The following is a 26513-nucleotide window of genomic DNA, read 5'->3' as shown; positions in this document are numbered from 1 at the left end:
CGGCATCGCCGGAGGTTTTTCATTAAACGTAGGAGGGAAATCGGAATGAAGGAAATCAATGCGTATATCGACAGCTTATTTGCAGGACAGGACGAATTGCTGATGGATGTACTCAAAACGATTGACGAAAAAGGGATGCAGCCAATTTCTGTGTCTCCGTCTTCGGGGAAGTTGCTGACCATGCTGGTTGCGATATCTGAAGCGGAGGAGGTATTGGAAATTGGTGCTCTTGGCGGCTATAGCGGCATTTGTTTAGCGCGGGGATTTGGTAAGAACGGTCATTTGACGTCCTTGGAGTTGGAGCAGGATTATGCTGAACTGGCCAAAGCACACCTTACACAAGCTGGATTTGGCGAAAGGGTGGATTATATGACAGGCCCTGCACTGGAAAGTCTCGAAAGGCTGAAACAAGACGGCCGGACGTTCGACTTCTTTTTCATTGACGCCGATAAAGAAAACTATGAAAACTATTTAAACGCCTGCCTGGAATTGGCTCAAAGTGGTGCGCTCATTGTGGCGGACAATGTACTGGCTCGGGGCACTGTCGCGGATCAGGGTAGTGGCAACCAGCATACGGAAACCATGAAGAAGTTCAATCAAGCAGCAGCAAACCATCCGCAAATGGAATCGATTTTATTGCCGATCGGCGATGGGCTCCTTGTGGCAACAGTGAAATAAAGAACAAAAGGACGAACCGCCAATGTGCAGTTCGTCCTTTTGCAGTTCTTGTACAGTTTTATACAACTATATAGCTCATTCGAATTTATGGAAAAATGCCAGTGTTTCGTCGATGATCCGTTGCTGATCATGGTCAAGTGTCGCTACGTGGTAGCTGTCTGGCAATTCGATAATGTTTTTTTCGTCGGACGAAATGTGATCAAAAATAATTTGTGAATTATTGGGCGGGACGACATGATCTTCAGGCGAGAACAAAATGAGCGCAGGGCAATGAATGGCATTTAAACTTTTATGGGTTAATTCCATAAAGTTCAAAATTTCCTTCACTGAAGCGACCGGAGTTTTCTCATAAGCCAGTTCGACGATGCCGGGTTTTTTAATATCGGAACCGATGGCATCCAAAAAGCGCACGTCCTGCAAGTCTTTCACGCCTTCCATTGCCGGGACTTCGACTGCGGCATTGATCAAGGAAATCGCACGGATTTCAGGATGGTTCGCAGCCATATAAAGCGCAAGTGTTCCGCCCATCGACAAGCCGGCCATGAAAATCTTGTCGCAGCGCTCACTTAGCCAGGCATATGCTTCTTCGACAGAAGCGATCCAGTCTTGATAACGGGTCTGTTCCATATCTTCGTAATGCGTGCCATGTCCCTTCAGGCGCGGAGCATAGACGCTATAGCCTTCTTTCGCAAAAGCTTCTGCCAAGGGCCGCATGCTTTGTGTCGTGCCGGTAAACCCATGGGAGACCAGAACGCCGACCTTTCCGCCCTCTTGGATAAATGGTTCAGCGCCTGGCAGTACATCGAAATTGGACATCATCAAAAAACCTCCTTTAAGGTAGTTCTGTAGTATTTCGCTATCGATAAGGAAAACCCTGCCAATGCACTTGGTTGAAAAAGAGAATGATATAATAGTGGAAAGCAAACAACTGGAGGGAATCACATGCAGCAAGTTCAAGAGTTCACACAACTGATCGAGCAGTTTGAAAGCGGCCAATATTTTCAGCTGCTTGGGTTTGAAATCGATAAAGTCGAGTATGGAGAAGCCATCATGCGTCTGAAGAGAAAACCGGATAACGACAATATGCAAAACATGCTGCATGGGGGTGCCATCATGTCGGGGCTGGACATTGCCATGGGACTGGCTTCACGTTCGTTAGGAAGTGATGCGGTATCGACCATCCAAATGGAAGTTCGTTTTGTTAAGAGCCTGGCAGAAGGAAACGCCACCTTCCACGCGCAAGTGCTGCATCAGACGAATAGCACTGTCATCCTGACTGGGCGTGTGCTTAGCGACGAAAACGAACTGCTGGCATACAGCACCGGCACGTTCAAATTATGAGTAAAAGATGCTTTTTTCTGCAAATTGCGGGAAGAGGCATTTTTGTTTGGATGTATATGGAATTCGAATTCTTGACCCGGGGATATAGGATTGATATAATTACTTTTAATTAAAGATATTTTAATTCGAAGTAAAGGGGTGAACGATATGATATTCCAAAATCAAAATTTAAAAGCTGTCACTGTATTGATCCGGGCAGCCGATGCGGTGCACGACGCCATCAAGCGCGACGTTGCTGGCTACGGTTTGAATGCCACCGAATTTTCGGTGCTCGAGTTGCTGTATCATCAAGGGCGCCAGCCAATCCAAGCTATCGGTAAGAAAGTACTCATTGCAAGCAGCAGCATCACCTATGTGGTCGATAAACTTGAACATAAAGGCTATGTCGAGCGCGAAGCGTGCAAAGAAGACCGCCGTGTTACATATGCGCTTTTAACAAAAGAAGGTCATAGCTTGATGGACCGGATTTTTCCCGAGCATGAGCTGCAAATGAATAAAGTGTTTGCCAGTCTTGCTGAAGATGAAGTGGCAGAATTGATCCAGAAACTGAAAAAAGTAGGCTACGAAGCACAAGAAAGCGACGGTGCGGAAAGCAGGAAAAATGAAGAAAAGGAGCGTTATGCATGAATGAGTTGAAAGGAATCCACCATGTAACGGCGATCACTAGCAGCGCCGAAAAGAATTATGAATTTTTCACGTATGTTTTGGGTATGCGTTTGGTGAAAAAGACGGTGAACCAGGATGATATCCAAACCTATCACCTGTTTTTCGCCGATGATAAAGGAACAGCCGGAACGGATATGACGTTTTTCGATTTTCCAGGAATTCCAAAAGGAACTCACGGCACGAATGAAATCTATAAAACAGCTTTTCGAGTGCCATCAGACGAAGCGCTCAGCTACTGGGAAAAGCGTTTCGATAAATACGAAGTCCAGCATAATGCCATTCGCGAGCAGTTCGGGGTCAAGACATTGTCGTTCTCGGATTTTGACGAACAGCAGTACATGCTTGTTTCGGATGAAAACAATAAAGGAGTCGCAGCAGGGACGCCGTGGCAAGATGGACCGGTTCCGCTCGAGTTCGCCATTACAGGTCTTGGGCCGATCCATATCCGCATCGGCCAGTTCGATTATTTGAAACAGGTGCTAGAACAGGCGATGCATATGCGTGAAGTCGCGAGTGAGGGCGATACTCACCTATTCGAAATGGGTGAAGGCGGAAACGGCGCGCAAGTCATCGTGGAGCACAATACAGCTTTGCCATCTGGTGTACAAGGGTTCGGCACGGTTCACCACGCGGCATTCCGCGTCGCTGACCGAGAAGCTTTGAATGAATGGATCAGCCATATGGAACAAACCGGATTTTCAACTTCCGGATATGTCGACCGTTTCTTTTTCGAGTCCTTATATGCGCGCGTCGCTCCTGGATTGTTATTTGAATGGGCCACAGATGGGCCCGGATTTTTAGGGGATGAGCCGTATGAAACACTTGGCGAAAAATTATCCTTGCCGCCGTTTTTGGAGCCGAAGCGAGAGCAGATCGAAAGCATGGTGCGGCCGATCGATACAATGCGCAGCACGCGAACTATCGAAAAAGAATATTTATAAACAGTGTGCGCGGCTCCCAAGTGAGCCGCGTATTTTTATTGTCAATGCGGAAGATAGTAAGAAATTTCACATTATGGATCTATTTTGGGAACTATAGCCCATGTTCTGCGTATGTATATATAGCTAATCGATTGGGGAGAAGTGCAATGCCGAAATGCCAAAACTGCGGAAAAAAGTGGACATGGGGACAAACTGCCTGCCGTTTGATTACACTCGGAGATAGTTTGCGATGCCCCCATTGCCGGAAAGAGCAATTTTTGACTGCTGCAGCCCGCAAAAAAACCGGGACATCCGTCTTTGCGGCGCCGCTTATCATGTTTATTTCAGTCGCCTTCGGCATTGATCCATTTGCATCTCTTGCATTGTTTGCAATATCTTTTTTGTTCATTCTTGGCATATCCCCTTTCTTTATCGAGCTGACAGATGAACGTGGCCCGATGTGGTAAACCGCAAACAATGGATCTAAGAAAACTGATTATGAGATTCTTTTCTGGACAGCCCCCTAGACCTTGCGCTAAACTTACAGGTAATCATTCATAGCGTTCTTCGGGGTCGGGTGAAATTCCCAATCGACGGTAACGGAGCAATCCGAAGCCCGTGAGCCTTTCGGGGCAGGATTTGGTGCAAGTCCAAAGCCGACAGTTAAAGTCTGGATGGGAGAAGAACCGTCAAGCAGCCTAATAGCATTCGCTAAGGCTTATTTGATATGCACTTTCAAGGCCCCTTTCTAAAATGGAAGGGGCCTTTTTTGCATATTATGGATGATCAATTGAATAGTATTCCTTCGGGGTCGGGTGAAATTCCCAATCGACGGTAACGGAGCAATCCGAAGCCCGTGAGCCTTTCGGGGCAGGATTTGGTGCAAGTCCAAAGCCGACAGTTAAAGTCTGGATGGGAGAAGGAAGAACACGGGAATTATAGTATCAACTATAGTTTTATTTCCAATTGTCTTCTAACCCATTGATCCATCAATGGGTTTTTATTTTTGTGAAAGGTGTGGTTGGGTGGACGAACAGCAGTATATGAAACAAGCATTAGGGTTAGCGCGAACAGCAGCTGGGCAAACATCCCCCAATCCGCTTGTTGGTTCAGTGATTGTTAAAGATGGCCGCATCGTTGGCATGGGTGCCCATTTGAAAGCCGGCGAAGCCCATGCAGAAGTCCATGCGCTCCGTATGGCGGGCAGTGCGGCGCAAGGCGCCGATGTATACGTGACATTAGAACCGTGCAGCCATCATGGGCGCACTGGCCCTTGCGCGGACGCAATCATCCGTGCAGGAGTTCGCCGCGTCGTCATTGCGGTGCTCGATCCGAATCCGCTCGTATCGGGCAACGGCGTCAGAAAGCTGGAATCTGCCGGGATTACTGTTGAAATCGGCGTCTGCGAAGCTGAAGCGCTCGAACTGAATCGGATGTTTTTTACCTTTATCCAAAAAAATCGACCTTTTGTCACATTGAAACATGCCATTACATTGGACGGAAAAATTGCGACTCATGGCGGCCGTTCCGAAAAGATTACAGGCGACGCCGTTCGTCAAGATGTCCACGAACTGCGCTTTTTGCACGACGCCATTTTAGTTGGCGCTCAAACTGTAGCGCTCGACAACCCACGCTTAACCAATCGGTTCGGCGACTCCAAAAAGCAACCGATTCGCGTGGTGCTGGATCACGATTTGCGGATTCCGCAAGAAAGCCACATCATCCAAGTGCCTGATGCCCCTACTTGGATCATCACCGGCTCGAATCCTGATATCCCAAATCGTGCAGCGCAATTCCCCGAGCATGTGAGGGTTTTGCAAGTGGAAGGCCCGCGCGTTGAAATCGTGTCGGCTTTGGAATTGCTTGCGCAACACCAGGTTTTGTCTGTCTTGGTGGAAGGCGGACAAAAAATCAATACGGCATTTTTAAAAAGCGGGCAAGTGGACGAAATTGCTACTTATATTGCCCCCATCATTCTCGGCGACGCCGGAACCGTTTCAGTATTTGGCAATCTGCAGACCAGTGCTGCAGAAAACGGCATCCGGCTGGAAACAAAGAGTGTGGACCGGATCGGACATGATTTGAAAATCACTTCCACTTTGAAGGAGTGACACAGATGTTTACAGGGATTATCGAAGAAAAAGGACAACTCGCAGGCACAAAGCGCAGCACATCCAGTATGGCAATGACCATCCGTGCAAAAGTGGTGCTAGAAGATACAAAAATTGGTGATAGCATTTCCGTTGAAGGGGTGTGCTTGACGGTGACATCTTTAGCAAGCGACCGCTTTACGGTGGATGTCATGCCTGAAACTTATCATGGAACTACACTTTCTTCTTTAGGCACTTCGAGTCCGGTCAATTTAGAACGTGCGATGGCAGCAAATGGGCGATTCGGCGGCCATCTCGTGGCGGGCCATGTCGATGGTGTCGGAAAGATTCTGCGGAAAAGGCCTCAAGAGAATGCGCTGTATATCGACATTGCAGCGCCGGCCGAACTCATTGCGCAGTCTATCGTCAAAGGTTCGGTGGCAGTCGATGGCATTAGCTTGACCATTTTTGAACTGAGTGAAAACCATTTGACGGTATCGCTCATTCCTCACACGGCTGGAGAAACGACCTTAGGCGGAAAAAAGGTTGGCGATTCGGTCAATCTGGAAACCGATATGTTCGGAAAATACGTGCAGCGCTTTATGGAACACGCGCCAAAACAACCGATGAATGCCGATTATCTGCGGCGTCACGGATTTTAAAGGAGCAAACAACCGATGGTACACTCAATCGAAGAAGCAGTAAAAGACTTGCAGTCAGGAAAAATCATTATTTTGGTTGATGATGAATCGCGGGAAAACGAAGGAGATTTCGTTTGTCTCGCGGAACATGCAACACCGGAAAACATCAATTTCATGGCGACTCACGGCAAGGGCCTCATTTGCACACCGGTCTCGCCAGATATTGCGTTGCGCTTGAAACTCGACCAAATGGTCAGCCATAATACCGACCATCACGAAACGGCTTTTACCGTCAGCATCGACCATAAAGATGCAAAGACCGGCATCAGTGCGTTCGAACGTTCCGATACGATTTTGCATATGCTTGATACAAAAGCCGTGCCGCAAGATTTCAAGCGCCCGGGCCATATCTTCCCGCTCGTCGCAAAAGCAGGAGGTGTCTTTCAGCGCCAAGGACATACGGAGGCGTCGGTCGATTTAGCCAGAATCAGCGGCAGCGATCCGGCGGCGGTCATCTGCGAAATCATGAATCCAGACGGTTCGATGTCGCGTATGCCCGATTTGGAAAAATTGGCGCTTGAGTTCGATCTGAAGCTCATCACGATCGAAGACTTGTATGCATATCGCGCGGAGAAAGATCCGCTCATCACACGGGAATCGAGTGTCCATATGCCGACTGATTTCGGCGAGTTCAGGATGGTCGGCTATTCCAATCGACTGGACAAGGAAGAGCACGTCGCTATCGTCAAAGGCAATCCGGAGTTGGAGCAAGCGCCGATTGTCCGCATTCATTCGGAATGTTTGACAGGCGACATTTTCCATTCCCGCCGCTGCGATTGCGGAGCGCAGCTGAGTAAATCACTCGAGCTGATCGAACAAGCAGGTGCAGGCATTGTCTTGTATATGCGTCAGGAAGGACGCGGCATCGGCTTATTGAACAAGCTGAAAGCGTACGAACTTCAGGAGCAAGGATTCGATACGGTCGAAGCGAACGAACAGCTCGGCTTTCCGGCAGAAATGCGTGATTATACGTTATGCGCGCTTATGCTGAAAGACTTAGGCGTCATGCGCGTCAGGCTGCTGACGAACAACCCGGCAAAAACCGACGCATTGGTCGAATACGGCATTGAAATAGAAGAGCGGCTTGCGTTGGTCATTCCGCCGACAGAAGACAACACGCAATACATGGCAACAAAAAAACATCGGATGCAACATATCATTGACTAGGGAGTGTTCATAAATGGAAACAGTATACGAAGCAAACTTAATCGGTTCGGATTTAAAAATAGCGATCGTCACGGGGCGGTTCAACGATTTCATCACATCCCGCTTGTTGGACGGAGCGGTCGATGGCTTAGTCCGCCATGGCGTCAGCAAAGAAAATATCGACACGGCGTGGGTGCCTGGAGCATTTGAATTGCCGCTCGTGGCGAAAAAGATGGCAGAAACGAAAAAATACGATGCGGTCATCGCGCTCGGTACCGTCATCCGCGGGGCGACAACTCATTATGACTACGTCTGCAGCGAAGCGGCTAAAGGCATTGCACAAGCGGGCATGTCTACAGGAGTTCCGGTCATATTCGGAGTGTTGACAACGGAAACGATTGAACAGGCCATTGAACGCGCAGGCACAAAAGCCGGAAACAAAGGCTATGAAGCGGCTGTTTCAGCAGTGGAAATGGGCAATCTAATGAAAGCATTCGACTGATCATTAAGTAGTTCCATGGGAAATCCTGCACAGGTTTCGTCACTGAGTTTCTAAGGAGGAAATAGTAGGATTTCTTCATTTAAATGGTTGTTCCACGAAACAATAAAAATAATAAAATATTAATGAGCGTGCATTCTTTTATGAATGTACGCTCATTTTTTGTCTGTTTTGCGCGTTAAGCCTATGTAAAAGTGAACTGTATCCAGAAAAAGTTTTGGCTTCAAGAGAAACTTTACTTGAAAGGTGTTATAAAAATACATTGACAATTAACAGAAGTTTTAGAATAATGAAAAAAGAAAAGCTACTATTATCCTAAAAATGGAAAGGAAGGAGGAGAGCTGTCGCAGGGCTGGAAATAGGCCAGCCGTATGATGTTTTGTTAACGTTTCCAAAAAAGGAGTGAGTCGATGATCTGGGTTCTTACATTGAGCCTTATTACCATCCTGTCTGTAGTCGCAGGGCTGAGAAAGCGGAAGGTCGTATATTTCTTTGTTCCTTTTGCTTCGATTTTTGCATTTATGCTCGTCAAAGTCATTATGGTGCCATTGCCTTTCCTGGATACGGTCCGTTTCATTTTCCAGTTGAGGGGGTGAACTTTGTACTAGGGTAACTCGAGTTCTAAACCGACAAAGGGGTGAGAAATTTGAGGAAAATCGATAAAAAGCAAGCGGATGCGTATTTTCGGACCCGGACGACATTGGTTGTCATTTACTTGCTAATCGGGTTTACGGCATCATTTGGCGTAGTTATGTTCGCGGAGCAATTGTCCGGATTCAGCGTTAATGGGATGCCATTCCATTATTTCATGGGAGCGCAAGGGGCGGTATTGACTTTCATTATTTTGCTTTTCGTGAATGCCATCGTCAATGACCGAATCGATAAAAAATTCGGCTTGGACCAGGATATAAACGATAAGAAATAGTGCAAGAGTTTGATCTGAGAATAGTTGACTATACAAATTGCGTAATTGACAAGGGGGAGAAGCAGTGGATTCACAATTTCTCGTATCACTTGTATTAATCTTAGCGACATTCGGATTGTATATCGGCATCGCTGTCTACAATATGGCCAGGCAAACATCTGATTTCTACGTAGCCGGGCGCAACGTTCCGGCAATATTCAACGGGATGGCGATCGGCGCCGACTGGATGAGTGCCGCGTCATTCATCGGTATGGCCGGGACGGTCATGCTGCTCGGGTATGACGGCTTAGCGTACATTATGGGCTGGACAGGCGGATACTTGCTTTTGACTTTCCTGTTAGCGCCTCAGCTCCGGAAATCCGGCCGCTATACGGTGCCTGAGTTTATCGGTGACCGTTACCGAAGCGACACAGCGCGATTGATTGCTGCAGTTGCCACTATCATCATCAGCTTTACATATTCCATCGGACAGCTTTCGGGTTCTGGCGTCGTCATCGGGCGACTGCTCGAAGTGCCTACAGCTGTCGGGACGATCATCGGTGTGGTATTGATTGCTTTTTATTCTGCACTCGGCGGGATGAAGGGGATTACCTGGACACAGGTAGCCCAATACCTCGTACTCATTACAGCGTATTTGATTCCTGTCATTTTCATGTCACTCCAACTGACGAGCAATCCGATTCCATGGCTGTCTTACGGACAGATTATCGGCGAGCTTCAGCTACTCGATCAACAACTCGGTGTTTCCGAGTATATTGTTCCGTTTACGGAAGCAACAAAATGGCAATTCCTTGCACTTATGTTTACGTTAATGGCCGGAACAGCCGGCTTGCCTCACGTAATTGTTCGTTTTTATACGGTTTCTACCATGAAAGCGGCTCGTTGGAGCGGTGCATGGGCACTTTTGTTCATCGGCTTGCTTTACTTGTCTGCTCCAGCTTATGCTGCATTTTCCCGTTTTATCTTGATGACGCAAGTGGCAGGATCTTCAATTGCAGACCTTCCCGCTTGGACGGCATCGTGGGTAAACACCGGCTCGCTATCGGTCGCTGATGCGAACGGCGATGGAATTCTCCAATGGGAAGAAATCGTCATCAGCAACGATATCGTCGTTATGGCGACTCCAGAAATCGCCAACCTTGGCGTTTTTGTCATCGGTTTGATGGCTGCCGGCGCGATGGCCGCGGCACTTTCCACGGCGGGCGGTCTGATGATCGCGATTTCCGCTGCCTTGTCACAGGATATTTACTACCGTTCAATCAACCCGCAAGCGACTGAGCGCAAGCGTCTGTTCGTTGGACGTGTATCGATCATCGTCGCTACCGTTGCCGCTGGTATTGTTGCCTTGAACCCGCCAGGCGCGATTACGCAAATCGTTGCATGGGCGTTCGCCCTTGCCTCAGGTACATTCTTCCCGGCGCTTATTCTCGGCGTGTGGTGGAGACGGGCTAACGGGCCGGGTGTTATTGCCGGGATGTTGGTCGGTTTGACTGTCACACTCGGCTATATCTTCGCCGCTAAATTTGGAGGCTTCACGATCCTTGGCATTATCGACACAGGTGCTGGTGTCTTCGGGGCGACTGCCGCGATCATTACCATCATTGTCGTGTCATTAGCGACGAAACCACCGACGAAAGAAGCACAAGAAGAAGTGCTGGACTTGCGCTATCCAGAAGGCATGACCTATAAAGATGGTGAAGTATGGCGCACCGATCCGGTTAAAACGAAGCGTCCGGAACATTAAGAAATCCGGAAAACAACGAGTTTCAAGGTTTCTCGATAAGATGAAAAGAGCGATAGCATTCGGCTATCGCTCTTTTTCTATGCATTTGCAATTGTGGTGCTATTCTTTACGGAACACCCAAGCGCGCTGGGCAACGAAGCCAAAGATGAAGAGTATGGTATCGACGATGACTTTCAAAATGACTTCGCCGCGGCCGAGCCACTCTGCGTATAGAAAATGAACTGAAGCGGCCGAGACGGCCATGATAAAGGCAGCCAAAATATAATAGCGCAGCAACGATTGTTTAGATCCTTGCTTAAACACTTTGTTGCGGTTGATGTAATAATTAAATAGCGATGACAAGATGCGTGCCACGACAGTGGCAATGATGATGAACATCTCGGGCGATTCATCGCGCAGCAGCTGCACGAACAGCCAGAACAATCCGATGTCGAGTAAGAACGAAGCCGCTCCCGAAAAACCATACAATAAAAATACTTTGTATATGTGGAATGAATCGCGGAGCGGATGGAAATGAGATGATTTATTATCATCCAAGTAGACCGTTTCGATGGTCACTTCCGACACCGGAATGTAATTTTTCTTCAGTGCGGCGAGCATATTCATTTCGTATTCAAAGCGTTCGCCGAGGACATCGAGCAGGCGCGGTAAGTACTTAACTGGAATTCCCCGAAGCCCAGTTTGGGTATCGGTCAATACCGCACCGGTCGACAGGCGGAACAGCAAACGTGTAAACCGGTTGCCGAAGCGGCTGCGAAAAGGGATATCGGCCTTGGAAAAATCCCGTGCCCCAAGCACAACGTGATTTGGTGAAGCTTCCAGTTCTTTGGTGATTTTCACCATATCCGTGACCAAATGCTGGCCGTCTGCATCAGCTGTCACGATAGCGTCAATCGGCAGTTTATGGTTCAGAATGTGATGGAAGACGGTTTTCAGCGCGCGTCCTTTTCCTTGATTGATGGCGTGGTGCAATAAGGTCACTTCCGGAAATTCGCTGATTTCGTCAAAAAAACCTTCAAATGCCGGTCCGCTGCCGTCGTTAACGACGATGACTCGGGAAAATCCGGCTTTAATTGCTTCTTCAATTGTAAGTTTGCAAGTCTCTTCCGGTTTATAAGCCGGAATGACCAAGGCGAATTGTTCCACAGGCAACCTCTTTCCATTTCTGGATTCAGAAATCGTTTTAATGCAAAAAAGACTCTATAAGCACATTACCCCAATTCCGGTCCTGTAGTCGCGCTGTTTTGGAATTCCAGGTCAATCGGTGCAAAGAACTGATGGGTTTCCGGGAAGACATGCGTTCAATCTGCTATGACATCTTCCGGCCGGTAGCCTTCCTGAAGTTGCCGGATGGATAAGCCGAAATCCATTTGGAAATGTGGATAATCTTTAAAGCGTACCCAATCGCCGCCCCATTCAAAGCCAAGCTCTTTTCCGATATCGGCGACTTCGAACCAATCAGGCCGGCCGCTACCGTTGCCGTCGCGTTCAATGTCCCAAATAACAGCGCCATCAGGCAAGCGCAATGCAAAATCGATCGCTAAGCCGTAATTGTGATACGATTCGCCGCCTTCTGCATAAGTGACGATGCTGCCGTCAGCGGAACGGCCTTGCTGGTGAAGCTGGTCCTGTTCATCGATTGAGCGGAATCCGTCGGTGATGACAATGTCGATGCCGATGTCGGCAGACCGTGAAATCAGTTCATCGCGTTTAGTTTCGACAATGGGGTGGAGGCCGGTTGGAAGCGGGCGCTCCGCTCGTTCTTTACGGAATTCAAGTTCCCGGTCGATCCAAATAAATAAAAAAGCACCTAGTATGAAAAGGAACAGCAGGGAAAAAACGGTGCGGAATGTTTTCAATGATTTCACCTCATAAAATAAGTGTAACAAAAAACCTTAAGCAAGTATCCAGCAGGAGTTTTTGGTACGATAGGAGAAACAGATTCTTTGGAGGGATACATAATGGTTATTGAGTTGATGAAATCACATGCATCGGTCCGCGATTATAAAGAACAGCAATTAACGAAGCAGCAAGTCAGCGAATTGGTGGAAGCCGCCCAATATGCGGCAACTTCCCATTTCGTGCAAGCGTATTCAATTGTCTGGGTGACTGATAAAGACAAGCGCAAGAGGCTTGGGGAATTATCCAAAAACCCGAAACAAATGGAAGGGGCGGGTGCTGTCTTCCTCATGTGTGCGGATTATAACCGCCTCTCTCATGCCGCTAAACTGCAAGGGCAAGACATCGTATTCGATCAGGCGGAAAACTTATTGGTCGCTGTAACGGATGTGGGCTTGCTTGCGCAGAATTTGGCATTGGCGGCTGAATCCAAAGGCTATGGAATCTGCTATATCGGCGGAGTTCGCAACAACATGGAAGAAATTAGCAAACTGGCCGGGCTGCCAAAAGGCGTCTTTCCTGTCTACGGATTGACTGTCGGTGTGCCGAATGAATCGAATGAAGTCAAACCGCGCCTTCCTGTAGAAGCCATTCTCCATGAAAATGAATACGACGAGGCAAAATACGCAGAATTGTTGCCGGCTTATGACGACACGATCACCCAGTACTACGCGGGACGTACAAGCAATCAAAAAGTTGCGACTTGGAGCGAGCAGATGGCGACGTTCCTGAAAAAGCCGCACCGTCCGGATTTGAAAGAAGTATTGGCCAAGCGCGGTTATTTATTCAAATAAAAATAAAAGCATATGAAGTTGTGACTATATTGGAGGCTGATCATTGATGAAACTCGCGTTATTCGGAGCAACAGGCAGAGTCGGTAGATATATTGTGAAAATGGCACTTCGGGATGGCCATGATGTCAAGGCGCTGGTAAGAACACCTGATTTCGATTCTCACCCCCATCTTGAAGTCATCGTCGGGAACGTGCGCAATGCAGAAGACATCCAGCGCACGATACAAGGTGCAGATGCTGTAATTAGCGCTATCGGGACAGATCGCACGACCACTTTGTCAGATGCCACTCCGCTCATTGCCAAAGCGATGGAAGCGGAAGGCGTCAAGCGCATTATCACTATCGGGACAGCCGGCATACTCAATAGCCGCTTGAGTCCTGGTCTGCTCCGCTATCAGGGCGGCGATTCCAAACGCCAATTGACATTTGCCGCAGAAGAACATGAAAAAGCCTATAAAACATTGGAGCAGAGCGGATTGGACTGGACCATCGTATGCCCCACTTACTTGCCTGACGGCGAGCCGAAAGGCTATTTCCGCTTTGAAGAAAATTACTTGCCGGAAGACGGCAAAGAAATAACTGCAGGAGATACCGCGCTGTTCGCGTACGAGCAACTGGAATCCGATGACTTTGTGAAAAGCCGCGTAGGTATAGCATATTAAATGAGAAAACGGCCCTTGAACATAAGTTCAAGGGCCGTTTTCTGTTAAGCGGTCACATCGCGTTTCGAGAATGTCCAATAGCTGATCACCATAAAGGTCAGGAAATAAGCTGCCAAAACAATGAGCGACATCGCCATCGTAATATCCGGTACCGGCATGAAGCCCGTATAGAATTGCGTCAAATCCGTATGCGTGAACAAATAGTATTTGACGATTTCAAAGCGCTGCAACAGGAAGACGACTTGCACGCCGACGAACATGAGGAAAATCGAGACGCCGATCGCCAGCGAACTCGAACGGAACACGGTCCCTAGCATGAATGCGAACGTGCCGATCATCCAAGTGCTTGCAAAGCTGAGTGCGAATAGCTTCAATGCCTCTATCCAGTAAGAGCCTTCAACGACTTGAGACCCGTTCCAAACGAGGAAGGTGCCGTCTCCGATCCCAAAGAAAATTAAGCCTGCCAAAGCAGTCGAGGCGAGTGTGATGATTGCAAATAATAGCGCAAACAACATCGTTGTGATGTATTTGGAGGTAAGTATTTTCCATCTCTTGACAGGCCGGGTCAACAGCATTTTAATCGTCCCTTGCGAGAATTCGGAAGCGACGATGCCTGCCCCGACGATGACGGTGAAAAGAGTCACCAGCGACAACATCATGTGGCCATCCAGCACTTGCTGCTGCATGCTTGCATATTCAAATGGCGCTGCATCGTTTGCCAGCCGGTATTCGTCAATCGCAACTTGCCGTTCATAATAATCGGTCTGCGCTGTACCAAGATCTGGATTTTGCAGTTGTTCCTGGTTCATCATCAGGTTCATTCCTGTGATTTCCTGCCAGTTTTCTTCCTCAGGCGCCGGTGTAGTGGAGTCCACCCATTTCGTGATTCCTGCTGACGCGAATAAAATAACGATGAGCAATACAGCCATCACCCAGGTCGCTTTTTTACTCCATAATTTCATCCATTCATTTTGTATGAGCTTGAGCAATTTCGCCGCCTCCAGTCATTTCCAGGAATTGATCTTCTAATGTCGTGCGATGCGGTTGAATCACGTACAAGTCGATACCGGCGGCGATAAGCAATTTGATGGCGCCTGGGATATGTTCTGCTTCGGTATCGATCAAATAGCCGTGCTCGTGGGGGTGCACAGTAAAACCGATTTCTTCAAGCACTTGCTTCGCCTGTTCGGCAGGCTTTGCCTCTATGTAGTAGCGTGATTTCTGGTGCTCGTTGACATTTTTGATGTCGATCAGCTCGCCATTTTGAATGATGGCAATCCGATCGCACAATAATTCGATTTCCGACAGCAAATGGCTAGAGACAAAGATGGCGACATCGTTTTCACGTGCAACTTTGCGCAAATACATCCGGAATTCGCGGATGCCTGCAGGATCCAGCCCATTTGTCGGCTCATCCAAAATCAAAAACTCCGGATTGTTAAGAAGCGCTTGCGCAAGACCAAGCCGCTGGCGCATGCCGAGCGAATAGGAACCGACTTTCTCCTTGATGCGGTTTTTCATGCCGACTTGCTCGATCACTTCATCGATGCGTTCTTTCGTTACACCCTTGTGCATGCGGGCGAAGTGCATCAGGTTTTTATAGCCGGACATGTATTTGTACATTTCCGGGTTTTCGACGATGACGCCGACTTTTTCGATGCTTGCTTCAAAATCATGGCGAACCGATTTGCCGCCGATGAGAACATCTCCTTCTGTGGGGCGCATCAAGCCGACCATCATCCGGATCGTCGTCGTTTTTCCGGCACCATTCGGCCCGAGAAACCCAGTGATCTCACCTTTATGAAGATCTAAATTCAAATTTTTGATGATTTGCTTGTTGCCGATTGTCTTCGAGAGCTTGCGAATCTCGACAATTTTTTCATTGCTCATGAGAGCCACCTCTTTCCGTTATATATCCTTCAGTACTAACGATTCACTGAGCAGAAAGTTTCGTTTTTCGAAAAATCCTCAATGCTTAACAGCTGTATAACGGGGAATGGAAAGAGTAACAAAAAATAATGGAGGGGTTAGCCTTATGAAGAATTTGCAGGAAAAAGAACAAGTGCTCATGGCATATTATGCGCAATATTATAAAGGAGCGACATTTCAGGAAGTGAAGCAGCTCGATTCGACCTTGTCCGAGGGAATCGGAGAAGAGCAGTACGGCAAGCTGATGGAAGAGTTGAAAGCAGAAGGCTTGGTGCGCGGATTGCAGGCTGTCGAACAGCAAGAGCAAGAAGGAGTCGACACGCCCATGGCGACTAACGAAGGCATGCTGTATATCAACAATGTATTGAATCTACAGTCGGATGCGGTAGAGGACCATCAATTGGATTATTTGCAAAAGCATTTGGAGACGAGCCATCTGGAGCTGACGCTTAGTCCGGTGAAAACTTATATCGAGTCGGTGGTCGAAGAGCAGGCACAAGAAAAGCCCAACGACAACACGCCTTAATCGATTCCCTGATAGAGAAAAAGCTGCCTTCTTTTAGAAGAGGCAGCTTTTTGAATGTGGAATAGTAGAGGATTTCACACCCAGCGGAAACTTTTACACAAGCAGATCTCCTTAAATCGAATGCACGTCCCAGGAAGCGATTCCCCATCCGGCGGAAAAACTTTCAGAAGCAGATCTTATTACACTACCAAGTTTTAATGGAAACGAACAGCCGCAAAGCGCCAAGGGTGAGCCGATGCCGGGAGACAGCGGGTTTTGCTGGCTCCTGGCAAAAGGCCATCCCCAAGCAGGGCGGCGAGTGCTATAGTGACGATTCACACAAAGACGTCGCATTCCCACACGTCAAATCCAACTCAACACACCTAAGGTTCTGCAATAAAAAAAGGAATCAATGCAATCATTGATTCCTTTTACGCATGGCATTTAAAGTTCCAGAACAAAGAATGCCAAAAATATGGTGATAATCACTAAAGTATTGGTGATATAGGACACCTTTTTGCTGACGGGTTCATCCAAAGCCGGAAAACGTTCGACGACCCGTATGCCTGCGTAGATCATAGCCATCAGCAACACCAGCGTCAAAATGAGCGGCATATCATAAACGCGGACATCGATAAAGCGGACAAGAATGACAGAAAAGGCGAGTATCATGCCGTTTACAAGATTTTTACGTTTCATAGTAGCTCCTTTAATTCGTTTTCAAGAAATGGTTTGGCGCTTAACAGCTTGGTGAATTCCCGGTAGCGCTCCAGCTGTCTATCCGCCGGTTTTTTATTCGTGCGGTATGCGCGGATCAAAATATTTTTCGGTGTATGTTCCATATCGATGAATTCCATCAATTGTGTTTCGTAGCCGACCATCGACAGGAGTTCTGCACGGATTGAATCGGTCGCAAGTGCACTGAAGCGTTCTTTGATCAAGCCGTGCTGGAGCATGATATCGAGCGGCGATGACTGAATCTGGCTGTTCAGCTCATGCTGGCAGCACGGGACACTCAAGATGACGCCGGCGTTCCATTTGACGGCGCGGGCAAGCGCCATATCCGTTGCCACGTCACAAGCGTGGAGTGTGACGACCATATCGACAGCGGTAGCTTTATCGTAATCGTTGATATCGCCGACGAGGAATTCGAGTTGCCCATAATCCAGATCACGGGCGATTTGCTGGCATTCTTCGATGACGCTTTTTTTCAAATCAAGCCCGGTGACGCGCAAATCGAGTCCTTTTTCGATGCGCAAATAATGATACAGCGCAAAGGTCAAATAGGATTTTCCCGAGCCGAAATCGAGTATGCGAATCGTCCGATCTTGTGGCAAATGCTCAAGCGCGTCGTCGATAAACTCGATAAAGCGGTTGATCTGGCGGAATTTATCGTATTTCTGTTTCTTGACTTTGCCGTCTTCTGATTGAACGCCAAGCCGCACGAGAAAGGGATAAGGAACGCCGTCTTGGAGCAAATAATCTTTTTTCCGGTTATGGGACAAATCGGCAACTTGTTGTTCGCTGGCTTCGGATTTATAGCTTATTTTAAATTTCTTGGTCAATTGAATCTGGACTTTTTCATCGGTGAACTGGAACAAGCCTTGCCGAAATTCAGTGAATAGCCGTTCGAGTTCAGCGAGGGCTTGGTCGATTGACAAGTTTTGGTGCTTCAAAATCTGTTCATATTGATATTCGAACTGGATGCGGTAGCCTTCTTTCAGTTCGACCGGTTTTAGTTTGATTCGTTTCAAGTCGCTCGACTTTTGCCGCGGCTGGCTGATGGTGGCAGTGACGAGTGAGTGGCTTTGCAGTTTTTCTGCAAGTTGGACGTGCATAGTTTGGAGTTCCATGGAAAATCCCTTCCGTTCTTTATGATAGCTCCATTTTATCATGCCTCGCCTTCAGGGGCGAATCCATCAGTTGAAGAAGCCGCTTTCCTTTTATTTGGAATTTTGAGATAATAAAATAGGTGAAACCGTTTTCAACAAGGGGGACAAAGAAATGGCAATTCTCGATCAAACAGTAGGGGAAATCGTACGCGAGCAGGCGAAAAATTTTCCGCAGACAGAAGCATATGTCTATCCTGAAAAAGGCATCCGCAAAACCTATGCCGAATTCGACCAGGAGACCGATGCACTGGCGAAAGCGTTTATGGGGCTTGGTATTGAAAAAGGCGAACATATCGCCATTTGGTCCGATAATAAACGGGAGTGGCTGCTGAGCCAATATGCCACAGGCAAGATGGGCGGCGTCTTGGTCACCGTCAACACAAGTTATCAGGCGAATGAGCTGGAGTATCTGTTGAAGCAATCGGATTCCACGACTTTGATTCTGGGGGAAGAATTCAAGGGGACGGATTATATCGAAGTGTTGAATCAAGTATGTCCTGAACTGGAACATGCAGAAAAAGGGCAGCTCCATTCGCCCAAACTGCCGCAGCTGAAGCGTATCATTGCGATGAGCGAAAATAGCTATCCGGGCATCTATACATGGAGCGAATTTAAAGCATTTGCTGAAAAAGTAGCGGATGAGCAGCTGGAACAGCGCTTCTGTTCGATGAATCCGGATGACGTCATCAACATCCAATACACGTCCGGGACGACGGGCTTTCCGAAAGGTGTCATGCTGACGCATCGCAACGTCGTCAATAATGGGCGGCTGGTCGGCGATATGATGAATTTGGATGAAACCGACCGCTTGTGCATCCCAGTGCCGTTTTTCCATTGCTTTGGCTGTGTGCTCGGTACGCTTGCAGCAGTGACGCACGCGACGACGATGGTCATCGCGGAACAATTCGAGCCAAAGCGCGTGTTGCAGATGGTGCAAGATGAGAAATGCACCGCACTTCACGGTGTGCCGACGATGTTCATCGCCGAACTCAACCATCCGGAATTCGACTCTTTCGATACGTCGACATTGCGCACCGGCATCATGGCGGGATCGACTTGCCCGATCGAAGTGATGAAAAAAGTTATCAGCGATATGGGGGCAAGTGAAATTACGATTGCATATGGGCAGACGGAGTCATCGCCGGTCATCACCCAGACCGGCAAAGATGACGCCATTGAAAAGCGCGTGGCGACGGTGGGCAAGCCGCACGATGACGTCGAAGTGAAAATCATCGACCCTGCGACCGGCGAACGAGTGGTGAAAGGCATGCCTGGCGAATTGTGCACGCGCGGCTATTTGATCATGAAAGGCTATTACAAAAACGAAGAGGCTACAAAACAAGCGATCGATACGGAAGGCTGGCTGCACACCGGCGATATCGCGGTAGAAGACAAAGACGGCTATATTTCCATCACCGGCCGCATCAAGGATATGGTCATCCGCGGAGGCGAAAACATCTACCCTCGTGAAATCGAGGAGTTTCTATACCAGCATCCGTCTGTCCAAGATGTCCAAGTGGTCGGCGTACCTGATTCGAAATACGGGGAAGAGCTGATGGCATGGGTCATTTTGAAAGACAGCGAGTCTTTAACCGCAGATGAATTGCGCGCTTATTGCAAAGGGAAGATCGCTCATCACAAAATTCCGCGTTATATCGAGTTCATCAAAGAATATCCGATGACCGCTTCCGGGAAAATCCAGAAGTTCAAGCTGCGTGAATTGTCGGAAGAGATCGCAGAGCAAGTCCAATAAGTAATAAACAGCCAGATGAAGAGATTGTTCATCTGGTTTTTTATTGCGCTGAATCAAGGATATTCAGAAAAGAACGTTTAACGTCTTTCCTAATAGGGCAGACAAGTAACAGAACTTATCTTGAATGTAGGATATTTTGCATAAGCCACGGAGCAAATTGATAAAGGAGAGGTTATGACATGAGCAACGTAAACTTGGCGATTATTTATTACAGCTCGACAGGAACCAATTATCAGATGGCGCAATGGGCAGAATCGGCGGCAAAAGAAGCAGGGGTACAAGTGAAAGTGGCAAAAGTGAAAGAAAATGCACCACAGGCGGCAATTGAGTCGAATCCTGCATGGAAAAAGCATTTCGAAGCGACCCAGCATGTGCCGGAAGCGGATAATGATCTGCTCGAGTGGGCAGACGCCATCATCTTCAGCGTGCCGACGCGTTTTGGCCATGTATCTTCACAAGTACAGCAATTCTTTGATACAACAGGCGGCTTATGGGCACAAGGCAAGCTGGCGAACAAAGTGGTCAGCGCCATGTCTTCTGCGCAAAACCCTCATGGCGGACAAGAAGCGACGGTATTATCGGTTTATACGACGATGCATCATTGGGGTGCAATCATCGCGGCTCCGGGTTATACCGATCAAGCGCTATTTAAGGCAGGCGGGAACCCTTATGGAACAAGCGTTACTGTCGACCAAGACAATAATATGGTAGAGGACGTGCAAGATGCAGTCGTGCATCAAGCGAAACGCACTGTCCAAGTAGCTGGTTGGGTAAAAAATGGCTTAAACGGCTAACTGAACACTGAGTTGAAACACAGAAACGATTAAAACAGCCAGGCAAATTTGTCTGGCTGTTTTTAATGTGGTAACTGAAAAACTCATTTACTATGCGGTTTTTTGTTCATTTAAACAAAAAAATAATAGGAAATGTAGAAAAATGAGTAAGTTGTGCCAGAATGGGGTATAGCATTGGGGACTAAAGCATATTTGGTTCTGCATATGCTGAAGGTGAAAGGTGATGTGATTAATATGATCACAAGAGAAGAAAAGTTGATTTTTGAGTACGAAATCAAGAAATTGACGGATGAGTACCAGAATTGTGCGGAAAGTCGGTTAAAGAAACGAATTAAGGAAGACGCGTTATGGTTAAAGTCGATTATATTATAATTTTCGGCTGACAATAGTGTAGTCGCCTATCATTTGAAATTACAGCCTTGCAGGCAAACTGCCAGGCTTTTTTTTATGCGAAATGTGAACCGATTTGTAACAATTGCGCCGGAAAACTTACGTCGGATGGGCATCCCGAAAGGAATCTGCAAGCCCCTCCTTTATAATGGAATTAAGTGAAAGAAAGGGCGATGGGAATGGAGAATTTAAAGCAATTGGCCTACCGGCAAAACACCCGCATCCGCTTGTTGTTCCTTGCGTCATTCGCGAAGGGGCTTGCGATAATAGGCCAGGCTTTGTTTTTTGTTTGGGTGGCAGATGCGGTCTTCCTGAAGGCGGCATCTTTTGATGAAGTGCTGCCGTTGCTCGGCGCCTTGCTATTGGTGATTTTGCTGAGGGCAGGTGCGAGCTATTGGATCGGGCGACTAGGCATTACACTGTCGACACAAGCGAGGCGCAATCTGCGCAGTGATATCATCCAATCATACAAAGAAAATCCGCTGCAAGCATCGATTGCCGGGCAGTCGGGCAGACGGATTGGCTTGTTGCTCGAAGCGATTGATGATACGGACGGTTTTTTCAGTAAATACATTCCGCAAATGATTCAAAGTTATACGATTCCTCTTATGTTGCTGGGAGTCATTTTCTACTTGAATTGGACAACGGGTCTTATCATTTTAATTACGGCACCGTTCATTCCATTATTCATGGCAATCGTCGGGAAGCGCACTAAACAAAAGGCAGATGAGAAAGTCGAACAGCTGGCAAACTTTTCCGGTACTTTCCTCGATGTTTTGCAAGGTTTGACAACATTGCGATTGTTCGGGCAAACAAAGCGCCAAAGCCAGTTGATCCGAGACAATAGCTTGAAGTTCCGCGATTCGACGATGGACGTCTTAAAGTCGGCGTTCTTATCTTCGTTGACACTCGAGTACATCTCGATGCTCAGCATCGGCATCGTGGCGCTTGAAATCGGGATACGGCTTGTCGTATTCGACAGCATCACTTTTTTCCCGGCTTTCCTCGTGCTCTTGCTCGTGCCAGACTTCTTTAATTTATTGAAGGATTTCGGCAGCGCCTTCCACACTGCAAGAGGAAGTATCGCTTCTTCAGAGTTGATCCAATCAGAACTCGCAGAGCAGCATGAACCGGTGAAATGGGGCAGTGCTCCTGTACAAGCGCCTGTCCATTTGGCGCTTGATGGAGTCGGCTTTCAATACGGCAACGGTTTTCAACTGTCGCCAATCACTTTTGATATCCGAGCGGGCGAAACAACGGCACTGATCGGTGCCAGTGGTTCTGGGAAAAGCACTTTGATGAATCTCATGTCTGGCTTGCTGCCGGCAAGCGAAGGGCGTTTATTGATCAATGGCATGCCTCAACTACAAGTGAGTGAAATCGAGTGGTATCAAAATTTGAGCTATATCACCCAAGATCCGTACGTGTTTTCGGGGACCATCAAAGAAAATATCATGATAGGGGCAGCCGGAAAAGTGCCCGAAGAGGAACTGGAGAGGGCCGCACACAAAGCGGGAATTCTGGAACTCGTGGAGTCGCTTCCGGAAGGTTTCAATACCTTGGTGGGAGAAGCCGGGCGCGGTTTGTCGGGCGGCGAAAAGCAGCGGCTTGTTCTGGCGCGTGCTTTTTTGAAAAAGCCGTCGCTCGTGTTTTTCGATGAGCCGACTGCCGGACTCGACCTTCAGACAGAAAAAGTGCTGCAGCGGGCGATTGCAGAGCTTTCGCAAAAAGCAACGGTCATTACGATCGCTCACCGTCTTCACACAATCCAACAAGCAGACCGGATCATTGTTATGGATAGCGGAAAGGTTTCTGCATCTGGTACGCATGAAGAACTGCTGACGAATTTCGAACCTTATCGCCTCATGATCGAGGCTCAGCAAGGAGGTAAAATCCATGAGTGATTTAAAGGATGTTTTTTGGCTGACGCTAAAAGAAAAACGCGACATCGCCCTTGCTGTGTTGTTCGGCTTCCTAGCAGGGCTCGCCGGAGTGGCATTACTCGGAGCGAGTGGATATTTGATTTCGAAAGCCGCATTGACCGCACAAATGACGACTTTGGTTGTCATGGCGGCGACACTGAAACTGTTCGGTTTTGCCGCAGCCATCGCCCGCTACGGCGAGCGGTTATTTTCGCACCGGGCGACGTTCACGATGCTTGGCCATTTACGCGGTAACTTTTTTGAACGCTTGGCGCCGTTAGCGCCCGGCATTTTCCAGCGCCATAAAAGCGGAGACTTGTTGTCCCGGATCGTCGGCGATGTCGAGAGTTTGCAGAACTTTCTTCTGCGCGTTCTCTACCCTCCGATTGTGGCGGGGCTGGTCTTGCTGGCGACAGTGTTCTTTACATCTTTCTACTCGCTGCCGGTCGCTTTCGTTATTTTAGGAGGGGCGATTTTCTCGGTCGTCATCCTGCCGATTTTCTTCGCTTACCGGAGACGCAACAAAGCCCATACAACACGGGTAAGCCGCGGGGAGTTTGCGTCAGCGTCCACCGAGTTTCTTTACGGTTTCCGGGATTTGAAAATCCATTTGGCACTTGACCAGAAAAGTGAGGATTTGCGAGCGCAGGCAAGGCGCTATGAACAAGCGCAGCAACGCGAGGGGCTCGAAGAAAACCGGGTCCAATCGATTAATGCATTATTTGCTTTTTTGACTTCCTTTTTGGTCTTGGCGCTTGGCGCGTATTTTGTTTCCATAGGAGAACTCTCCGGCTTGTTTCTAGCGATGCTTGTCATGGTGTCGCTCGGGGCATTTGAAAATACAGGGCCGCTTGCTGCGCTGCCGGCTTATTTTGAGGAAAGCCGCATTGCCGCACGTCGCTTGGAAGAAGTCGTCGATCGGTCTCCGGACGATAGCACCGGGGTGATGCCTGAAGGCTTGCCCGACATTGTGGCCGATGATTTATGCTACCACTACCCGAGTGATGGACGCTTGGCGCTTGAAAACATCAGCTTCCATTTGCCGGCAGGTTCTAAAACGGCGATTGTCGGGCCGAGCGGTTCAGGGAAATCGACTTTATTGTTGCTGTTATTGAAAGTCATCGAGCCGGATACAGGCAGTGTGCATATTGGCGGTTCGGAGCTTGCAACGATGAAGCCTGAAAGCTTGTGGCAACGCATGAATGTCGTATTGCAAGACAACCATTTCTTTGCCGGAACGATCGAAAGCAATTTGCGCATCGCAAACGAACAAGCAGGGCCCGATCAAATGTTACAAGCACTTGAATTGGTCCATCTCGGACATGTTGAATTGTCCGCTCCCGTTCTCGAAAAAGGACGCAATCTGTCGGGCGGTGAAAAGCAGCGTTTGGCGATGGCGCGCGCGTTTTTGAAAAGTGAGCGGCTATGGTTGCTTGATGAGCCATTTTCATCGGTTGATGGATTGACGGCACAGGCCATCTACCGGGAATTGTTCACGGGTCGTCCGGAGGATAGCTTTGTCATCATCAGCCATGACTTAGCGGGGCTCGAGGCGATAGATCAAATTCTCGTGCTCGAAAACGGGCGGTTAATCGAAAACGGTACCTATAAAGAGTTGATGAAGCGTCGAGGCTATTTCTATGGATTGAAAAAAATAGAAGAAGAAATATTCGTTTAGGCCGTTTCAATTTGCTTATGAGGCAATAGAAAAAGGCGCATCTAACCTGATGCGCCTTTTTGTCATTCTATGAGCCGTTTGTGCTGCTTTTTGGCGTCTTCAAGCTTCATTTGTTCCAGTTCGAGACGCATTTTCTGTGTTTCGATTACATAATTATCATGTTTTAATTTCTCGAGCTCCAACTCTGTCTCCAGTGCTTTTTGCTTCATTTTCTTCTGCTTCAGTGCGAAATCCGTCAAGATGGCGACGATGGGGATTGAAAAGATCATTACGACAGCAATCAGTCCCGTCATGAGTTACACCCCTGTTCTGAATGTTCTGTGTATAAACAAGTATACACAAAGCGCTTGCTTTTAGAAAGTAGCGAGAAAATCAAATCCATGACAACTGTCATGCCGAGAAACAGACGTTTGTGTCTTATGAAGAGAGCCATCCGGGCGTAAGATGTATTTAACAAGTACATTTCGTTTAGGAGGAAGGCAACGCATGACTAGAGAGAAAACAGCGCAATTACGTAAATTTGTCGCCCCTTTTGAGAAAGCTGACGTTAAAGCCAGCATTCAACAAATGGCTAATACAATTCCACCATTTTTAATTTTATGGTTTTTAGCTTATCAAGCACTGAGCGTGTCGGTCTGGCTAACGGTCGGAATTTCGATCATCGCTGCAGGATTTGTCGTTCGCATGTTCATCATATTCCATGATTGCACACACGGTTCATTCTTTAAAAACAAAAAAGCGAATGCGATCGTCGGGACCATTACCGGCATCTTGACACTTTTCGCTTATGAAAAATGGAAACGCGAGCACGCAATCCACCATGCATCAAGCGGCAATTTGGACAAGCGCGGTGTCGGCGACATTTGGGTCATGACAATCGACGAGTATGTAGAAGCTTCCAAATGGGAACGTTTCAAATACCGCATGTACCGCAACCCTCTTGTCATGTTTGGATTAGGGCCGTTATTCCTAGTCTTGATCTCAAGCCGTTTCAACCGTAAAGATGCACGCAAGAAAGAACGCAACAATACGTATTTGATCAATATTTCATTGGTCGTCCTTTACACAATCATGATCATGGCGATTGGCTGGCAGGCATTCCTGCTTATCCAGGGAACGATCATGTTCACAGCGGGTGCACTCGGCATCTGGTTGTTCTACATCCAGCACACGTTTGAAGATGCTTATTTTGAAGACGAAAGCGACTGGGATTATGTGAAAGCGGCAGTAGAAGGCAGCTCGTATTATGAATTGCCAAAAATGCTGCAATGGGTTACTGGGAACATTGGCTTCCACCATGTGCACCATTTGAGCCCGCGTGTTCCAAACTATAACTTGGAAAAAGCGCATGTCTCTACACCGCCTCTTCAGCAAGCAACGAAGATCAACTTGAAGACGAGCTTGAAATCCTTGAAATATAAAGTATATGACGAAGAAAATAAAACATTCGTCACGTTCGGTGCCATCAAGCATTTGCTTGGCAACTCACGCGCCGTGCAACAATAAGAAATGCTTCCCCTCGAGGAGAATCGGGCGGGAGCTTTTTTTTATTCCAATATTTCGAGTGATAGCCCCAACGACAGCCA

Annotated in this window: 28 protein-coding genes and 2 riboswitches; of the genes, 20 read left to right on the top strand and 8 right to left on the bottom strand. The window is 47.9% G+C overall.

Features of this window, described 5'->3' with window-relative positions; genetic code table 11:
• Positions 1 to 45: 45 nt before the first annotated feature.
• A complete protein-coding gene (locus tag ACFO5U_RS01170; protein WP_377275937.1) occupies positions 46 to 678 on the top strand; it encodes an O-methyltransferase in 633 nt (210 codons plus the stop codon).
• Between the two features lie 75 nt (positions 679 to 753).
• Here ACFO5U_RS01170 and ACFO5U_RS01165 read toward each other — a convergent pair whose 3' ends face one another.
• Positions 754 to 1497, bottom strand: a complete 744-nt coding sequence (locus tag ACFO5U_RS01165) for an alpha/beta hydrolase (protein WP_377275935.1) — start codon at positions 1495 to 1497, stop codon at positions 754 to 756.
• Between the two features lie 123 nt (positions 1498 to 1620).
• On the opposite strand from ACFO5U_RS01165, the gene ACFO5U_RS01160 reads away from it, so the two are divergent.
• The 11 genes from ACFO5U_RS01160 (at position 1621) to ACFO5U_RS01110 (ending at position 10710) form a co-directional block, all read left to right on the top strand.
• Entirely contained in the window at positions 1621 to 2019 is a 399-nt protein-coding gene (locus ACFO5U_RS01160) for a PaaI family thioesterase (protein WP_377275933.1), read from the top strand.
• 147 nt (positions 2020 to 2166) lie between these two features.
• Positions 2167 to 2646, top strand: coding sequence for a MarR family winged helix-turn-helix transcriptional regulator (locus ACFO5U_RS01155; protein ID WP_377275931.1), 480 nt, complete (start codon positions 2167 to 2169; stop codon positions 2644 to 2646).
• Positions 2643 to 3626: a ring-cleaving dioxygenase gene (locus ACFO5U_RS01150; protein ID WP_377275930.1), complete on the top strand. Its 984-nt coding sequence runs from the start codon at positions 2643 to 2645 to the stop codon at positions 3624 to 3626. Before ACFO5U_RS01155 ends, ACFO5U_RS01150 begins: the two co-directional genes overlap by 4 nt.
• A 146-nt stretch (positions 3627 to 3772) precedes the next feature.
• Entirely contained in the window at positions 3773 to 4072 is a 300-nt protein-coding gene (locus ACFO5U_RS01145) for a TIGR04104 family putative zinc finger protein (RefSeq protein ID WP_377275928.1), read from the top strand.
• Between the two features lie 92 nt (positions 4073 to 4164).
• Positions 4165 to 4295, top strand: a riboswitch (FMN riboswitch).
• Positions 4296 to 4402: 107 nt separating this feature from the next.
• Positions 4403 to 4533: riboswitch (FMN riboswitch) on the top strand.
• 97 nt (positions 4534 to 4630) lie between these two features.
• Positions 4631 to 5716 (top strand): bifunctional diaminohydroxyphosphoribosylaminopyrimidine deaminase/5-amino-6-(5-phosphoribosylamino)uracil reductase RibD, encoded by a 1086-nt coding sequence (gene ribD, locus ACFO5U_RS01140; protein WP_377275926.1) that lies wholly within the window; start codon positions 4631 to 4633, stop codon positions 5714 to 5716.
• A 5-nt stretch (positions 5717 to 5721) separates the two neighbouring features.
• A complete protein-coding gene (gene ribE / locus ACFO5U_RS01135) occupies positions 5722 to 6357 on the top strand; it encodes a riboflavin synthase (RefSeq protein WP_377275925.1) in 636 nt (211 codons plus the stop codon).
• Between the two features lie 15 nt (positions 6358 to 6372).
• Positions 6373 to 7563, top strand: a complete 1191-nt coding sequence (locus ACFO5U_RS01130; protein WP_377275923.1) for a bifunctional 3,4-dihydroxy-2-butanone-4-phosphate synthase/GTP cyclohydrolase II — start codon at positions 6373 to 6375, stop codon at positions 7561 to 7563.
• A 13-nt stretch (positions 7564 to 7576) separates the two neighbouring features.
• Positions 7577 to 8044 (top strand): 6,7-dimethyl-8-ribityllumazine synthase, encoded by a 468-nt coding sequence (gene ribH, locus ACFO5U_RS01125; RefSeq protein ID WP_377275921.1) that lies wholly within the window; start codon positions 7577 to 7579, stop codon positions 8042 to 8044.
• A 407-nt stretch (positions 8045 to 8451) separates the two neighbouring features.
• A complete protein-coding gene (locus ACFO5U_RS01120; RefSeq protein ID WP_377275919.1) occupies positions 8452 to 8637 on the top strand; it encodes a hypothetical protein in 186 nt (61 codons plus the stop codon).
• Between the two features lie 50 nt (positions 8638 to 8687).
• Complete coding sequence (locus tag ACFO5U_RS01115) at positions 8688 to 8966, top strand: DUF4212 domain-containing protein (RefSeq protein WP_377275918.1); 279 nt, start codon at positions 8688 to 8690, stop codon at positions 8964 to 8966.
• 64 nt (positions 8967 to 9030) lie between these two features.
• A complete protein-coding gene (locus ACFO5U_RS01110; protein WP_377275916.1) occupies positions 9031 to 10710 on the top strand; it encodes a sodium:solute symporter family protein in 1680 nt (559 codons plus the stop codon).
• Positions 10711 to 10809: 99 nt separating this feature from the next.
• On the opposite strand, the gene ACFO5U_RS01105 is transcribed toward ACFO5U_RS01110, so the two are convergent.
• Positions 10810 to 11856: a GtrA family protein gene (locus tag ACFO5U_RS01105; RefSeq protein ID WP_377275914.1), complete on the bottom strand. Its 1047-nt coding sequence runs from the start codon at positions 11854 to 11856 to the stop codon at positions 10810 to 10812.
• A gap of 155 nt (positions 11857 to 12011) precedes the next feature.
• Complete coding sequence (locus tag ACFO5U_RS01100) at positions 12012 to 12569, bottom strand: M15 family metallopeptidase (protein ID WP_377275912.1); 558 nt, start codon at positions 12567 to 12569, stop codon at positions 12012 to 12014.
• Positions 12570 to 12671: 102 nt separating this feature from the next.
• Here ACFO5U_RS01100 and nfsA point away from each other — a divergent pair, with 102 nt between their 5' ends.
• On the top strand, positions 12672 to 13403 hold the full coding sequence (gene nfsA / locus ACFO5U_RS01095) for an oxygen-insensitive NADPH nitroreductase (RefSeq protein ID WP_377275910.1): 732 nt from the start codon (positions 12672 to 12674) through the stop codon (positions 13401 to 13403).
• Positions 13404 to 13449: 46 nt separating this feature from the next.
• Entirely contained in the window at positions 13450 to 14064 is a 615-nt protein-coding gene (locus ACFO5U_RS01090; RefSeq protein ID WP_377276423.1) for an NAD(P)-dependent oxidoreductase, read from the top strand.
• Positions 14065 to 14108: 44 nt separating this feature from the next.
• Here the strand turns inward: ACFO5U_RS01090 and ACFO5U_RS01085 are convergent, their stop codons facing one another.
• Together ACFO5U_RS01085 and ACFO5U_RS01080 are read right to left on the bottom strand one after the other, a co-directional pair.
• The gene (locus tag ACFO5U_RS01085; protein WP_377275908.1) at positions 14109 to 15053 is read right to left on the bottom strand and encodes an ABC transporter permease; all 945 of its coding nucleotides are present in this window, start codon (positions 15051 to 15053) and stop codon (positions 14109 to 14111) included.
• Positions 15031 to 15954: an ABC transporter ATP-binding protein gene (locus ACFO5U_RS01080; RefSeq protein WP_377275906.1), complete on the bottom strand. Its 924-nt coding sequence runs from the start codon at positions 15952 to 15954 to the stop codon at positions 15031 to 15033. The genes ACFO5U_RS01085 and ACFO5U_RS01080 overlap by 23 nt, the downstream gene beginning before the upstream one ends.
• A gap of 145 nt (positions 15955 to 16099) precedes the next feature.
• On the opposite strand from ACFO5U_RS01080, the gene ACFO5U_RS01075 reads away from it, so the two are divergent.
• A complete protein-coding gene (locus ACFO5U_RS01075) occupies positions 16100 to 16519 on the top strand; it encodes a hypothetical protein (RefSeq protein ID WP_377275905.1) in 420 nt (139 codons plus the stop codon).
• A gap of 423 nt (positions 16520 to 16942) precedes the next feature.
• Here the strand turns inward: ACFO5U_RS01075 and ACFO5U_RS01070 are convergent, their stop codons facing one another.
• Both ACFO5U_RS01070 and ACFO5U_RS01065 read right to left on the bottom strand, forming a co-directional pair.
• Positions 16943 to 17197 carry a hypothetical protein gene (locus ACFO5U_RS01070; protein ID WP_377275904.1) on the bottom strand — a complete coding sequence of 85 codons (255 nt, stop codon included), beginning with the start codon at positions 17195 to 17197 and terminating at the stop codon, positions 16943 to 16945.
• A complete protein-coding gene (locus ACFO5U_RS01065; RefSeq protein WP_377275902.1) occupies positions 17194 to 18351 on the bottom strand; it encodes a class I SAM-dependent methyltransferase in 1158 nt (385 codons plus the stop codon). Before ACFO5U_RS01065 ends, ACFO5U_RS01070 begins: the two co-directional genes overlap by 4 nt.
• Positions 18352 to 18502: 151 nt before the next feature.
• Between ACFO5U_RS01065 and ACFO5U_RS01060 the strand changes: the two genes are divergently transcribed.
• The 4 genes from ACFO5U_RS01060 to cydC all read left to right on the top strand — a co-directional run bounded on the left by ACFO5U_RS01060 (position 18503) and on the right by cydC (position 24927).
• Positions 18503 to 20143: an AMP-binding protein gene (locus ACFO5U_RS01060; protein WP_377275900.1), complete on the top strand. Its 1641-nt coding sequence runs from the start codon at positions 18503 to 18505 to the stop codon at positions 20141 to 20143.
• Positions 20144 to 20322: 179 nt separating this feature from the next.
• Entirely contained in the window at positions 20323 to 20937 is a 615-nt protein-coding gene (wrbA, locus tag ACFO5U_RS01055) for an NAD(P)H:quinone oxidoreductase (protein ID WP_377275898.1), read from the top strand.
• Between the two features lie 569 nt (positions 20938 to 21506).
• A complete protein-coding gene (gene cydD, locus ACFO5U_RS01050; protein WP_377275896.1) occupies positions 21507 to 23231 on the top strand; it encodes a thiol reductant ABC exporter subunit CydD in 1725 nt (574 codons plus the stop codon).
• Positions 23224 to 24927: a thiol reductant ABC exporter subunit CydC gene (gene cydC, locus ACFO5U_RS01045; RefSeq protein ID WP_377275895.1), complete on the top strand. Its 1704-nt coding sequence runs from the start codon at positions 23224 to 23226 to the stop codon at positions 24925 to 24927. Before cydD ends, cydC begins: the two co-directional genes overlap by 8 nt.
• A 62-nt stretch (positions 24928 to 24989) precedes the next feature.
• Here the strand turns inward: cydC and ACFO5U_RS01040 are convergent, their stop codons facing one another.
• Positions 24990 to 25220 (bottom strand): hypothetical protein, encoded by a 231-nt coding sequence (locus ACFO5U_RS01040; protein WP_377275893.1) that lies wholly within the window; start codon positions 25218 to 25220, stop codon positions 24990 to 24992.
• A gap of 193 nt (positions 25221 to 25413) precedes the next feature.
• On the opposite strand from ACFO5U_RS01040, the gene desA reads away from it, so the two are divergent.
• Positions 25414 to 26433 (top strand): Delta(5) desaturase DesA, encoded by a 1020-nt coding sequence (desA, locus tag ACFO5U_RS01035; protein WP_377275891.1) that lies wholly within the window; start codon positions 25414 to 25416, stop codon positions 26431 to 26433.
• Positions 26434 to 26513: the final 80 nt, after the last annotated feature.

The organism is Planococcus dechangensis (assembly GCF_042654465.1).
Classification (GTDB): domain Bacteria; phylum Bacillota; class Bacilli; order Bacillales_A; family Planococcaceae; genus Planococcus; species Planococcus dechangensis.
This window is presented reverse-complemented; position numbering and strand designations above follow the sequence as displayed.